Source organism: Drouetiella sp. (assembly GCF_059504425.1).
Genome location: NZ_JCACIN010000091.1, coordinates 81532 through 94704, shown reverse-complemented (window position 1 = coordinate 94704; position 13173 = coordinate 81532). Strand labels below are relative to the sequence as shown.

At 48.8% G+C, this 13173-nt stretch carries 16 protein-coding genes; 8 read left to right on the top strand and 8 right to left on the bottom strand.

Annotated elements, in window-relative coordinates; translation table 11 throughout:
- Positions 1–23: 23 nt before the first annotated feature.
- Together AC5JMP_RS21260 and AC5JMP_RS21255 are read left to right on the top strand one after the other, a co-directional pair.
- Positions 24–995, top strand: a complete 972-nt coding sequence (locus AC5JMP_RS21260) for an SGNH/GDSL hydrolase family protein (RefSeq protein WP_495853494.1) — start codon at positions 24–26, stop codon at positions 993–995.
- On the top strand, positions 992–2320 hold the full coding sequence (locus AC5JMP_RS21255) for an FGGY-family carbohydrate kinase (RefSeq protein WP_495853493.1): 1329 nt from the start codon (positions 992–994) through the stop codon (positions 2318–2320). The genes AC5JMP_RS21260 and AC5JMP_RS21255 overlap by 4 nt, the downstream gene beginning before the upstream one ends.
- Here AC5JMP_RS21255 and AC5JMP_RS21250 read toward each other — a convergent pair.
- A complete protein-coding gene (locus AC5JMP_RS21250; RefSeq protein ID WP_495853492.1) occupies positions 2288–2656 on the bottom strand; it encodes a winged helix-turn-helix transcriptional regulator in 369 nt (122 codons plus the stop codon). The genes AC5JMP_RS21255 and AC5JMP_RS21250 overlap by 33 nt on opposite strands.
- A gap of 253 nt (positions 2657–2909) precedes the next feature.
- On the opposite strand from AC5JMP_RS21250, the gene AC5JMP_RS21245 reads away from it, so the two are divergent.
- Both AC5JMP_RS21245 and AC5JMP_RS21240 read left to right on the top strand, forming a co-directional pair.
- Positions 2910–3608 carry a pirin family protein gene (locus tag AC5JMP_RS21245; protein WP_495853491.1) on the top strand — a complete coding sequence of 233 codons (699 nt, stop codon included), beginning with the start codon at positions 2910–2912 and terminating at the stop codon, positions 3606–3608.
- A gap of 922 nt (positions 3609–4530) precedes the next feature.
- Positions 4531–4725: a hypothetical protein gene (locus tag AC5JMP_RS21240; protein WP_495853490.1), complete on the top strand. Its 195-nt coding sequence runs from the start codon at positions 4531–4533 to the stop codon at positions 4723–4725.
- A gap of 308 nt (positions 4726–5033) precedes the next feature.
- Here the strand turns inward: AC5JMP_RS21240 and AC5JMP_RS21235 are convergent, their stop codons facing one another.
- From AC5JMP_RS21235 to trpB, 3 genes are all read right to left on the bottom strand, one after another.
- Positions 5034–5654: a ribonuclease D gene (locus AC5JMP_RS21235; protein WP_495853489.1), complete on the bottom strand. Its 621-nt coding sequence runs from the start codon at positions 5652–5654 to the stop codon at positions 5034–5036.
- Positions 5655–5681: 27 nt separating this feature from the next.
- A complete protein-coding gene (locus AC5JMP_RS21230) occupies positions 5682–6275 on the bottom strand; it encodes a CAP domain-containing protein (RefSeq protein ID WP_495853488.1) in 594 nt (197 codons plus the stop codon).
- 295 nt (positions 6276–6570) lie between these two features.
- Positions 6571–7821 (bottom strand): tryptophan synthase subunit beta, encoded by a 1251-nt coding sequence (trpB, locus tag AC5JMP_RS21225; RefSeq protein WP_495853487.1) that lies wholly within the window; start codon positions 7819–7821, stop codon positions 6571–6573.
- Between the two features lie 130 nt (positions 7822–7951).
- Between trpB and AC5JMP_RS21220 the strand changes: the two genes are divergently transcribed.
- Positions 7952–8332 (top strand): translation initiation factor, encoded by a 381-nt coding sequence (locus AC5JMP_RS21220; RefSeq protein WP_495853486.1) that lies wholly within the window; start codon positions 7952–7954, stop codon positions 8330–8332.
- Positions 8333–8641: 309 nt separating this feature from the next.
- Here the strand turns inward: AC5JMP_RS21220 and AC5JMP_RS21215 are convergent, their stop codons facing one another.
- Positions 8642–8839 (bottom strand): hypothetical protein, encoded by a 198-nt coding sequence (locus AC5JMP_RS21215; RefSeq protein ID WP_495853485.1) that lies wholly within the window; start codon positions 8837–8839, stop codon positions 8642–8644.
- A gap of 638 nt (positions 8840–9477) precedes the next feature.
- On the opposite strand from AC5JMP_RS21215, the gene AC5JMP_RS21210 reads away from it, so the two are divergent.
- On the top strand, positions 9478–9819 hold the full coding sequence (locus AC5JMP_RS21210; RefSeq protein ID WP_495853484.1) for a hypothetical protein: 342 nt from the start codon (positions 9478–9480) through the stop codon (positions 9817–9819).
- Between the two features lie 229 nt (positions 9820–10048).
- The gene (locus tag AC5JMP_RS21205; RefSeq protein ID WP_495853483.1) at positions 10049–10468 is read left to right on the top strand and encodes a hypothetical protein; all 420 of its coding nucleotides are present in this window, start codon (positions 10049–10051) and stop codon (positions 10466–10468) included.
- Between the two features lie 202 nt (positions 10469–10670).
- Here the strand turns inward: AC5JMP_RS21205 and AC5JMP_RS21200 are convergent, their stop codons facing one another.
- From AC5JMP_RS21200 to AC5JMP_RS21190, 3 genes are all read right to left on the bottom strand, one after another.
- Complete coding sequence (locus AC5JMP_RS21200; RefSeq protein WP_495853482.1) at positions 10671–11003, bottom strand: DUF5615 family PIN-like protein; 333 nt, start codon at positions 11001–11003, stop codon at positions 10671–10673.
- Positions 11000–11230 (bottom strand): DUF433 domain-containing protein, encoded by a 231-nt coding sequence (locus AC5JMP_RS21195; RefSeq protein ID WP_495853481.1) that lies wholly within the window; start codon positions 11228–11230, stop codon positions 11000–11002. Before AC5JMP_RS21195 ends, AC5JMP_RS21200 begins: the two co-directional genes overlap by 4 nt.
- 568 nt (positions 11231–11798) lie before the next feature.
- Positions 11799–12602: an SDR family oxidoreductase gene (locus tag AC5JMP_RS21190; protein WP_495853480.1), complete on the bottom strand. Its 804-nt coding sequence runs from the start codon at positions 12600–12602 to the stop codon at positions 11799–11801.
- A 161-nt stretch (positions 12603–12763) separates the two neighbouring features.
- Between AC5JMP_RS21190 and AC5JMP_RS21185 the strand changes: the two genes are divergently transcribed.
- On the top strand, positions 12764–13153 hold the full coding sequence (locus AC5JMP_RS21185; RefSeq protein ID WP_495853479.1) for a winged helix-turn-helix transcriptional regulator: 390 nt from the start codon (positions 12764–12766) through the stop codon (positions 13151–13153).
- The last annotated feature ends 20 nt before the right edge of the window (positions 13154–13173 follow it).

The window sequence follows — 13173 nt, the reverse complement described above, 5'->3', positions numbered from 1 at the left end:
ATCTTTTCAGCGAGTTTTTAGCCATGGTAGCTCCGACGAGTGAGACTTGGATCACAGGAATAGTGATACTGGCGGCAGTTGCGGGGGCGATCGCGCTGCTAGAGTTGGGGTTGCGATCGCTGGGGTTTGGCAAACCGCTAACCTATATTACCGATCCGCAGATTGGCTATTTGCTGAGTCCAAACCAAACTACCTGCCGTTTTGGCAACCCGATTGCTATCAATCAATACTCCATGCGAAGTCCAGAGATTTCGCTAACTCGACCCGAAAACACCCTGCGAATTTTGCTGATTGGAGACTCGATCGCCAATGGCGGCTGGTGGACAGACCAACGCCAAACGATCTCAGCGCTTTTGCAGCAGCAGCTTGAGCATGACATCAAGGAGCATGACATCAAAGAGTTTGAACGAGTCGAAGTGTTAAATGCCTCCGCAAACTCCTGGTCGCCACGCAACGAGCTGGCATACCTGCAACGCTTTGGCACCTTTGAGGCTCAGGTGATTGTGCAGCTCATCAACACGGACGATTTGTTTGGCATAGCGCCTTACTCGCTGGTGGTCGGGCACGATCGCAACTATCCCGATCGCCGACCGCCGTTTGCCATTGCCGAAGCCGTCAGCCGCTACTTGATTCCAACCGCCGACATTCCAGAGCTAGATGAGCTGTGGAAACAGGAGGGCGATCGCGTCGGGGAAAACTTGGCAGCGATCGAGCAGGTCAGAGCCATTGCCGTGCAGCACAACGCCCAGCTTTTGTTGGCGATCACGCCGCTTTTGCGCGAAGTGGGTGGCTCTCGTGCTTATGAACAAAAAGCCAGACAGCGATTCACCCGTTTTGTGGAACAGCAGCAGATGCCGTTTATCGACTTTTTACCGCTGTTTCAAGCTTTTGAAGATCCCCAGACGCTTTACCGCGACTCCATTCATCTGAATCAGACTGGAAATTTACAGATTGTGGAGCGACTTCGAGAAAAGATTGAGGAGATCCTTCCATGACTGCCACAGGAATTTTTCTGGGAATCGACTTTGGCACTTCTGGGGCGCGCGCGATCGCCATTACCGCCGATCGCCAAATTCAGGCAACCGCCAGCCTCAAGTTCGATCAATCCCCTGCTTCAGCCTGGGCGGCAATGTGGAAGCAAACCCTCTTTGAGCTGATTCAGCAAATCCCGATCGCCCTGCGGCAAGAGGCTAGCGCGATCGCCATCAACGGCACCTCTTCGACCGTGCTTATTTGCGATGCTCAGGGACACCCCTTGGATGCGCCAATTCTCTACAATGACGCGCGGGGGGCAGCAGTTTTGAGTCAGGTCAGGGCGATCGCCCCTGCCCAGCACACGGTGATTAGCGCCACCTCTAGCCTTGCCAAACTGTTTTGGTGGCAAGAGCAAGTTCCTAGCCCAGTTCCAGCCAGCCCAGTTCCAGCTAGCACAATGCCAGCATATTTTTTGCACCAGGCAGACTGGCTGGCTTTTTGGCTGCATGGCAAACTGGGCGTTAGCGACTATCACAATGCGCTGAAGCTGGGCTACGACGTAGAGGCGCTCTGCTATCCAGATTGGTTGGCTACTCAGAATTTGCCCTTTAGATTGCCAGAGGTGCGGGTGCCTGGAGAGGCGATCGCCCCCATTCTGCCCCAAATTGCGACACAGCTAGCGCTGCCGCCGAGCTGCCTGATCTGTGCAGGCACAACGGACAGCATTGCTGCTTTCTTGGCAAGCGGGGCGCAGTCACCCGGCACAGCCGTTACCTCTCTCGGCTCGACTCTGGTGCTAAAGCTGCTCAGCAAAACCCGCGTAGACGATGCGCGATATGGCATCTATAGCCATCGCTTGGGGGATCTGTGGCTGGTGGGAGGTGCCTCCAATACGGGAGGAGCCGTGCTGCGGCAGTTCTTTAGCGATGCTGATTTAGCCAGCTTGAGTCTGCAAATTGATCCGGCTCAAGAGAGCCAACTAGACTATTACCCGCTGCTCCAGCCCGGAGAGCGATTTCCCATCAACGATCCTCACCTGCTGCCCAGACTCGAACCTCGTCCTGCCAATCCGGCTGAGTTTTTGCAGGGTTTGCTTGCCGGAATGGCGCGCATTGAGGCGGAAGGTTATGAGCTGCTGCAAGCCTTGGGCGCTACGCCCCTTGCCCAGGTCTACACGGCAGGAGGCGGCGCACAGAACGAAGTGTGGAGAGAGATGCGATCGCGCCATCTGCAAGTTCCGGTCACAGCCTCAACTCAGGCTGAAGCGGCATACGGAACAGCTTTACTGGCTTTGCAAGGTTACAGTGCTGCCCTAGTCAAGCTGGGTTGCAGCTCGGTCTTGTGAATAGGTTTCTCCCCAGTGATGCATGGCTTGGAGAACAGGCTGGAGAGTTTCGCCAACCTCAGTCAACGAATATTCCACTTTGGGTGGTACCTGCGAATAAACCTCTCGATGGATAAGTCCATCTTCTTCCAGCTCTCTGAGTTGCTGCGTCAGCATCTTTTGGGTAATCCCTTTGAGCGATCGATGCAGCTGATTAAACCGCTGCACGCCCTGCATCAATTCGCGCAAAATCAGCACTTTCCAACGTCCACCGATGACATCTAGCGTTGTTTCTACGGGACAAGAAAGACGCTCAGCTTCAGCTTTTGGCGGCATCTGGCTTTCAGTGAGTTTCATAATGTCTTCCTACAACAATTTTCAATCGCATAAACCACAGTTATTTTTTAGAAACCGCACTCCGCGCGGCTTCTAAAAAATAACCCACACTTAACCAAGCGCAAAGCGCTGTAAAGGATGTTTGTTGACAGTATCTTTTTAGATAGTACCTTACCAAAAAGTGCATACTTCTCAGTTCGCGTATATCTATTCTAAACTCTATATATCGACGTACGAGATTAACTTTTTTTGATAGTCAGCCAGGAGGTTCATCATGATTACACTTCGCCCCGCAGATGAAAGAGGTCATGCCAATTTTGGCTGGCTCGATAGCCATCACTCTTTTTCCTTCGGCAACTACTACGACCCTAGCCACATGGGGTTTCGTGCCCTACGGGTGATTAATGAAGATCGTGTTCAGCCCAGCAAGGGATTTGGGACGCATCCTCATCGCGATATGGAAATTCTCACCTATGTTTTGTCGGGAGAACTCAGCCACAAAGACAGCATGGGTAACACTTCCACTATTCATACCCATGAACTTCAGCGCATGACAGCTGGCACGGGTGTCACCCATAGCGAATTTAATGCGTCTGCCAGTGACCCGGTTCATTTTCTACAAATCTGGATTTTGCCGGAAGCTGAAGGACTAGCCCCTAGCTATGAAGAAGCCAGTGTGGAACCTAGCGATCTGCAAGGGCAGTGGCGGCTTTTGGCGAGTCGTCAGGGCGGTGAGGAAACGCTGACCGTTCATCAGGATATGAATCTGTACGCAACTCGGTTGGCATCGGGAGAGACGCGATCGCTCACCCTACAGCCCGATCGTCATGCTTGGATTCAGGTGACTCAGGGCAAAATTAGCCTGAACGATGTGTCTATGCAGGCAGGTGATGGTGCTGCTGTCAGCCGTGAAACGCTTCTGGAAGTCCAGGCTCATGCGGATGCCGAAGTCTTGCTGTTTGATCTGGCATGATTTTATTAGAGTCAGGAGTCAGAATTCTGACTCCTGATTTTTAGATTTTTTATAACCGTTCGCAACACTCATTACAATTTCACAGCTTGATTTTTATGTAACTAAAGTTTTATATATGCCCTATCAAATGCACGTTGGGATTTGATGCTACACCATTAGTTTTTACAAATCAATAGGTGTTTTTTGTACTAACTGTACTAACAGCTTGTACTAACAGATGAGCCACAGCAAAGCTGTTTGGGCGTTTAAGCAGATTCTCGGAACTCCGTTTAGTACGGACATATCACTAAGAAGTTAGCGAATCAATTATTAAGAAAATAAGCAGCTAATTTAATCTTCTTAACTTCTGTCAATTTCAAAAAAGACGTGTTATAAGGATGGGGAATGGATAAGCGGTCAGTTCGATGGTGCTTCAAAGCTCTTTCATCGATCGACTGGAGTCTGAATCTTTGCCTGCCTGAACTCCCAGATCATTTAGAAAAATATAAGCTGGGCTGCTTCAAATAGGTAAAGTCAAAGAACTCTAAAGCTGTTGTTTTCTATCAGTTACTCACTGGTTAATTTCTACAGCTACTTGCTTTTCTAAGCCAGCAACATCTTGAATCGAATAGCTGTAAGCTCGATATTCAAGAGGTTCTGAGCTTTCGAGTTGATAGTTAAATGCAACAAGAAAGCGGCTGTTTGATGGCACTGGTTTGATAACAAACAATGCGATCGCCTACGTCAAAATTCCTGGCCAAAGCCCCTACAGGATTGCTCTAGCAGTGGAGAAATATCTCTACTTGCTGGTAGCCATCTTTAGCAGAGCCAGAAGCTTTTGGCGGAGTTCATCTAGCTGAGTTGACCGCTATATTCTGGCGGTCGGGGCGATCGCGCGGTTCCGTTTTTTGGCTTGTAAACCGAACATATTTGAGGAGTTTTTATGCAGTACCTATTAGTTGATACACGCCAAAGACCCTTGGGCACCATGAATAGCGATAAGGTCTATTCAGTCGGCGATACGTTGCACAATCACGATGCTCAGGGATATACCGTGATTGGATTGAATGGCTTTAAGCAGATGTCCCAAACACCATCTTTGACCGTTATTCCTATTAAAGCTGCGATCGCCAGCTAATCGTTTGGATTGAGTTTCTTAGTCAGGCTGCATTAGGCAATTTTTTCAATGATTTAATCCTTGAAAAAACGCTATTAGTGCAGCCTGTTTTAATGTTTAAATACTTAACGCGATGGGCAACTCTTTTTCTAATACCAATTTGAATTGGAACCACGACAGATCCGGTAAGGGCTTGGCACTGCCAAGCCCCTTCTGAGGTTCGATGTGCTCACAAATTTGTTTAAATCGGTATAAAGCTCTTGATCTACGTGGGGCAGGTATCTTGCCTGCCCCACAAAGCTTTTAAATCAAGTCGCACATCGCGTTACCTAATGCTCAAATACATTTTGGTATTGCATTAGATCGAGCGCCACTAAAGTAGGCAGACAGGCAAAGCACTGTTGCGCCAAATCCCATCGTTCTTCGCGTTTCAGCATATCAATCAGCTTTAGCCGAGCGCTGAGTAAATATCGCACGTCATTTGCCGCATAGTGAAGCTGTTCGTCAGACAAATTCGATGCGTTACCCCAATCAGAACTTTGGGCGCTCTTGTCTAGCTCTACCTGCTCTAGCTCCTGCACTAAATCTTTGAGTCCGTGCTTAGGGCTGTAGGTGCGGGCGAGCTTGCTAGCGATCTTTGTACAGAAGACAGGCTGAACCCGAATATTCAAATGGTGCTGAAGAGTTGCCAGATCAAAGCGGGCGAAATGAAAAACCTTGGGCATATTTGCCTCTAGAAGCTGCCGGAGCAGAGGTGCTTCCGATTGCCGTTGAACAATTCGCACAACGGTGACTCTGCCGCGAGGGTCGCAAAGCTGCACTAAGCAGAGGCGATCGCGCTGGGGCAGCAACCCCATCGTTTCTGTGTCTACGGCGATCGCCTCTGTCTGCAAATATTCTTCTAGAATCTCCTGGGAGAGATCGCGATCGCACACCTGAAAATCTTTCAATACTGTCTCCCCGTTCTCAAGAATTCGTCAGCGCTTGATAAAAATTTGGGTGAAATAATATTCTCCTTGAGCATTTTTAACTACGCCAATACCCGTTAAATTGTAGTCGCCTTCGATGTTTTTGAGATGTCCAGGACTCTTGAGCCAACCTTCTACCGCCTGACGGGCAGGGGTACTATACCCCATGTTATAGGCGACATTTTCGGCTGCGCTGCGATAGGAAATAGATTTGCCGATCGTCGAAACTCGATTCTCGAAACCGTCATGGCTGAGGTTGCGGCTGGTTGCCATGCTTTGGCTGTGCTGACGCGATTGCTGCGTAATGGTGGCGTTGGAGCTGAGCTGAGACAGTCCTTTTTTCTTACGATACTGGTTGACCTGCTGCAAGATAGAACTCTCTAGCGCCGTCGTTGAGTTGCCAGAATTTTGTGCCACTAGGTCTGGGTCGGCTGCTGGTGGGTTGGCTGCTGGTGGGTTGGCTGCTGGTTGTTCGGCTGCTGGTTGTTCAACTGCTGGGCTGACGATCGGCTCTTCTGCAACTCCTTCGCTGGATACCGTTTGCACGGAGCAGCTCAGCAAAAGCGCTGAAGTCGATGCTGCTAGCCAATAACCTATTTTCATAAAAGCAACTCCCTTATCTAAACTTGACGCGCTGTAGGGTTGACCTAGCGATCGATCCCCTACAGCTTAGTCAAGATTGCCCAAAGTCGTGTGTACCTCGCTCGGCATTGCCTTAACCTGGGTATGAATTTTTTGGGGAAAGGAATGCAGAGCGTCCCTTTCCCCAAAAAATTACGCGTGAAATCAGCAGCGCCTTTTGATCTCTGAAGCCCTCTTTTTAAGGAGGTTGAGGGATCAAGTATGAGCTTTGCGATCTACTGAGTCTTGAGAAACAGCCTCAAGATTCCATGCCCTCTCAAGATTCCATACCGAGCGATTTGATCACGGTCTGCACATCTTTGTCGCCTCGCCCGGAGCAGTTGATCACGATGCGAGGGCTGCCCTCAAGCTGAGGACAGAGAACTTCTAGATAGGCGATCGCATGAGCGGTTTCTAATGCCGGAATGATGCCCTCTAGGCGGGAAAGCTGCTGTAGTCCTTCTAGGGCAAGGCGATCGGTGATGCTATAGTATTCGGCGCGACCGGAATCCTTCAAGAAGCTGTGTTCTGGCCCTACGCCGGGGTAGTCTAGTCCGGCGCTAATCGAGTAGGGTTCGATCACCTGTCCGTCTTCGTCTTGCAGCAGATAGCTCATTGCGCCATGCAAAACGCCGACCCGTCCTCTTGTCAGGGTGGCGGCATGTTTGTCGGTATCTTCGCCTTCACCCGCCGCCTCAACGCCGATTAGCCGGACGCTGGGTTCGTTAATAAATTCGTGGAATAGCCCCATGGCGTTGGAGCCGCCGCCGACGCAGGCGAGCAAAATATCGGGTAAGCCGCCCCATTTTTCTTGGCACTGCGATCGCGTTTCTTGCCCAATCACCGCCTGAAAGTCTCGCACGATCATCGGGTAGGGGTGGGGGCCTGCGACGGAACCGAGAATGTAGTGGGTTGTCTCCACGTTAGTTACCCAATCTCGAATGGCTTCTGAGGTGGCATCTTTGAGGGTGCCTGTTCCGGCAGAGACGGGGCGCACCTCAGCTCCCATTAGCCGCATCCGAAACACGTTGAGCGCCTGACGCTCCATGTCATGTACGCCCATGTAGATGATGCAGTCTAGCCCAAATCTTGCGCAAACCGTTGCGGTTGCCACCCCATGCTGCCCTGCACCCGTTTCTGCAATAATTCGCTGTTTGCCCATGCGTTTTGCCAGCAAAACCTGCCCCAGAGCATTGTTGATTTTGTGCGCTCCGGTGTGGTTGAGATCTTCGCGCTTGAGATAAATCTGTGCGCCTGTGCCGTCGGGACGAGCAAAGTGCTGAGTCAAGCGCTCGGCAAAATAAAGCGGCGTAGCTCTGCCCACATAGTCTTTGAGCAAGCCTTGCAGCTCTTGTTGAAAGTCTGGATCGTTGCGATATTGGTAGAAAGCGGCTTCCAATTCGCTCAAAGCAGGCATCAGGGTTTCAGGGACATACTTGCCGCCAAATTTGCCAAAGCGACCGAGCGCATCGGGGCGTTGAGCGGCTCGATCGAATGAGGAAGTGAGGGAGATGGGGGTGAGGGTCACAGCAACGCAGATGGGATAATGGAATAGCATCCATTATAAAGACTTAGAAAGCCTAAAGACTCAAAAGCTTCCTCTCCGCAAGGCATACTTCATGATTGAAAGGCATCAATAGCGCCCCTCTTGTCACCCTATGGCTACTTCTAACCGCAACAATAGCTCCAATCGCAACTCGAATTCTAAAGCAACCGATCGCGTCGTCTATTCTGAATTTGGCAGTGCTGCCACCAATGCCGATGCATTAGAGCGATCGATTCAAGAATTGCCGCCCAATCAGCAGAATCTGCGGGTGCAGGCTTCGCGCAAGGGACGCAAAGGCAAAACCGTGACGGTGATTACGGGTTTTCAGGCAAAACCCGAAACGTTAGCAGACTTACTCAAACAGCTCAAGGCGCAGTGTGGGGCAGGTGGCGCGCTGAAAGACAATGAGATTGAAATTCAGGGCGATCATGGTCAAAAGTTGGTGCAGATCCTGGTGCAGATGGGCTACAAGGCAAAAGTCAGCGGCGGTTAGAGGATCTTTTGTGAGCGCCTGTGAATGCGATCGCTCGTTGGGTGATTACACAAGCAACAGCGGCGGCTGCAATAGCAATGTGACCTAATGCAATAACAATGTGACTCGCTGCAATAGCAATGTAAGTCGATGCAATGCCATTGCGACCCTCTGCAATAGGATTGTGACTTAATGCAATGCCAATGTAAGACGCTGCAATGCCATTGCGATCCTCTGCAATAAGATTGCGACCTGATGCAATAGCAATGTAAGGCTCGATCGTTGTGAAGTTGGAGGAGAAGGAGCGATCGCCCCCTCTCCTAATACTGACTAGCGCACCAACACCGTCATATATTTACCGCTAGCAAATGGGGACGGAATAATCGGCATGAACTTTGCCCGGTCATCCGTCAATCCCTTGACGTAGCACTCGTTGATCAAGTGATTCACCTGATCGCGCGTACCAATGATCCACACCTGCGGGCGATCGGCAGGATGTGTCAGCAGTTCATTGAACTCTGTGGTCATGATTTATTGCCTCGCTAATGAGTTGTTTTGTAGGGAAGAAAAGCTTAAGGCGTGGTTCACCAACCACTCGTTTTACATTAGCGAAGCATTCGATGATTTAAGATCAACTTCAGCCGTGCCTCTGCTTACCCAGAGAATCGGTTAGCGGTTGAGGGGGAGCTTCCTACACGCCCTCTCTTCCGCGTCCAGACCTTAAGCTTGTCCGCTGGCAGTTGCACCAGTGCGGGAAAGCATAAAATAAAAGCGCGATCAATGCAAGCGTACTGAGAGATTTTTACGGCGTTTGTCAGGATTTTTTGATGTTGGGGAGGAAGGGGCGATCGGGTGGTTTTTGTTGGAGTGATGCCCAGTAACACATAGGGAAGCATTCTGAAAATAGTTGGAAAGATTCTGCCTATCTCGCTAAATCGGCGTACTATACGGAAAGATTCTGCCTATCTACCCAAATTGGGGTGTTATACGGAAACTTTCGGTACATCTACCTTCTCTGGGATCTTAGGCAGAGCCTTTCAGCCTACCAATAGTTAGCCCTCCAAGTTATCGGTGGAGATACTGGTATAAACCTCATTTTTGGAATTGATGCTTCAGGTGATAATTGGCAAGACAGTGGTTCCACTAGCATAGATGAAATAAGTTTGATGTGGAGATACATTTCCTTCGCTCTTAGGCACTTCTTATCCACCGGTTTATCAGTTGCTGCTGTTTTTGCATCAGGACTAGCTTGTATATTGACTCGTCATGCTTTGTATGGCAGAAATTATTCTGATGTGGGAGTACCAATGTATGAAAATGCTTTTATAGCAACTATGCTTGGTATTTTAGTTTTCTTTGTGCTTTTATTTGGCTCTCTGTACATTCTTCAACGCACCCTTAGCCGCAATCTACAATGGTTGCCTTATCTTGTTGCTGTAGCTACATTTGCGGCTGCTTGTCTATATTCCGGTTCTAGTAACATTATTATTGCTGTGTTCCTTTGGTAATGAAAAGGCATTTATAGATGTAGGAACGCTAACCCTTCATTGCACCGGACTGTTGAAAGCGCTCGGTTAGGATTGAGAGGTTGCTGGCAGCCGGTGAATGTCGCCGTTATGCCGCTCAATCTTTGGTGGGGGAGTAGTCAAAAGCTCATCTATTAGTTTTCAAGGTTGGGGTAGTATGAGGCTATCAGTAAGAAGATGCAGTTAAACAAGAGCCAATTGAGTCTGAAGCATGATTGAGATTCGTTTCAGCAATAGTCCTCATGGGGGAGAAATTGAGCTTTCAGGTTTGCCTAAAGATCTGCGAAATGTTCAGCAATCAATCCTCAATCTTGTGCAGAATAAGAATCAGCAATTTTGCGCTATTGAGGCTGTAATGGTTGAACCATCCCCTTACAACGTCTGCTTAAGTTCCTTACATATCTACAAACGTGATGGTTTCATCAGGGTTTGGGTATCTGAAAATTCTTTGCAGATCGAAGGGGAGTCAGAGAAGTTAAAAATCTTTGCAACTTGGTTTGAGTTTGATGACACTGTGTCTGGCCACCATCATCACTTTGATTACTATGGAAATGAGTGGTGGGTTAGTGCTAATTCAAGCCCTTTAGTAATTTCAGCTAGAGATCCTGCACAATGTTCAGATACAAAATAACAAGCGCCATACAACGGACGAGTAATGATTGTTGGTGTAGATGCAAAGATGTAGGTTGCCGCTGATGAAGATCGTTGGTCTGCTCCATATCTTGGTGGGGGCAGTAGCCGAAAGCCCATCTGTGAACACCCAGGGCTGAATTACAGCAAGGCTATCTATGAGACAGTATTTTGAGGTTATTTCGTTCAGTCGTCATAATTGATCAGTACAATTCAAGACAATCTAACGAATCATTGCTCATAAATTCTTGAATTGTTTCAACGCCAGACCGAAAAATTGCTTCAATGCTACTTGTTGGTGCATTGCCACAGCGTAACCAAATCACTTTTGGAGGTGATCCATAAAGGCGACTCCGTTCAGCAAAGTCAGCATCTTGCGTCACAATACAAAAATCTTGAGTCTTTGCAAACTCCCAAATCTCACTGTCCTCCGATTCAGTCAAAGCATGGAACTGAACATGACTGGAGTTTGGGAAAATATCTGAAAGCCGAGTTATTAGTTTCCGGCTCAGGTTTTGATCAAACAGCAGTTTCAAATACCACCTACCACAGCGATCAGGCGGCGTTCTCTATCAGCAGCAAATTCCAAGCAGGCTCTAATATCTTCTTCTGTCAACTCTGGAAAATCATCTAAAATTTCTACATGAGACATTCCTGCTGCCAGCCAGCCAAGCACGTCATACACGGTAATCCGCATTCGCCTAATACAAGGCTTTCCACCCCGTTTTCCTGGTTCAATCGTAATAATATTTCGATAGCTCATAACAAGATTAAATCTGGCACATTTTTTCTTCAGTTTAGCCCAGTATCAAGGAGGTGTCTCATCAGTCCATGTAGCCCCAGCAGCCCAACACTGCGTTGGTGCGGACGGAACGGGGATTGTCGGTGGGAGTTCTAGATTACTTGCTGCCGCACAACTTCGACGTTATGCCGCTAGTCTTTAGCTGGGACGCAGCCGAAAGCTTATCTGCGGACGTTCAAAATTGGACAGAACCTCTTGACCAGAAGTACTTCCAGATAGTAAGAGTAGCAGCAATTTATAAGAGATAACAGTTGCTGGGGAAGAGCTGATGACATTACAGGAGCTACAAAATTAGGGTTGCCAACTGGCGATCGCTGGCGGTATGTTGTGGCAAAGCTCAATGCGCCACAGGGTCTGGGCTTGGTGCCTCACACCGAGCGATGACGCACCCTACGACAATTAAGGCTGGGGAATGGAAGATAGGCTTGTGTTTAGGAAAGATATTGGATCCGAATCGTCAAACGTTTAGAAAGGTTGGGTTTCCTTGCATCAACCTAGCCTACATGGGCGATCGCACTAGGTGTGGGTATCAGATGGTCGGAATCGTCCCCCCATCAATGACATATTCAGTCCCTGTGATGTACGAGGCGCGGTCAGACGCTAGGAAAGCAACAAGTTCCGCGACCTCTTCTGGACGACCAGTTCGTTCCATTGGAATACCCCCTAGTAAATCCATCAAACCCTGTCGAGCCACATCAAGGGCTGTTCCCGCACTTGCCGCTAATTCCTCAATTAGCCTCTTCGCTGACTCAGTCTCGATGAAACCCGGAGCAACAGCAATGACCCGTACTCCTTTGGAAGCAACTTCGTTTGAAAGTCCCTTACTGTAGTTCGTGAGTGCAGCCTTCGCGGCAGCATAGGCTAGGGTTGAATCATACAGCGGCAGAGTTCGCTGGATTGACGAAATGTGGATGATGACACCCGACTGCTGTTCCAGCATCTTGGGCAAAAACGCCCGATCTAGTCGAACAGCAGCAAATAAGTTCTGGTTAAATGCTTGCTGCCATTCATCGTCATTGAGGGCAAGCACACCTCCACTGGGGGCAGATGAGCCGCCAGCATTGTTAATGAGGATATCGATAGCGCCAACACGGTGGGATACTTCCTTTACAATTTTCTCCACACCATCCCGTGTGGAAATATCAGACTGAATAAACCATTCACTCGATTGGAGGTCGCTGGGAACGGTACGAGCCGTTGTCAACACGGTTGCGCCTACTTTTCTCAATCGCTTGGCAATCGCTTCCCCAATGCCTTTTGTTCCACCTGTCACCAACACTCTCTTGCTGGAGAATTCATTAGAATGAATAGGGTCGATTGTGAGAGCATTCATAGTTTTTAAATTGTTATCAGAAGCGGTGGTATGAGTCCTTTCTCCATTTATTGTCCACAAAGGGAAGCCAGCGTACAATCCGGAAAATTAAGTCTAAAGGGGATAAATTTATCCCTACTGAGTGAGCTGTTCCAATTAATTTTTTCTATTTCAAAGGGCTTATGTACAAAAGGAAGATTCCGATAGAGCTGGATTGCGGGCTTGATTTAGCGAGGGAAGCTTTATTCGGCAAATGGAAAATCCACCTGATCTACTTTATTTCGCAGGGCATAAAACGCCCTGGTGAACTCCAAAGGAAGATTCCAGGAGCGACACGCAGAGTTTTGAATGTGCAACTGAATCAACTCGAAGCTCACGGAATCATTTCAAAAAAAATCTACCCAGAGTTACCGCCCAAAGCTGAGTACTCGTTAACCGATTTAGGATGCACAGTACTGCCGATTGTGACAGCACTGGGGCAGTGGGGCGACGATCATCAAGAGTATTTACGTCGTGCGATCGCTGAAATGCAGGTAGGCTCAGTAGATCAAAAATTTCTAATCGAAGAGTAAAGGAAAAGGGTGGGGTTAGG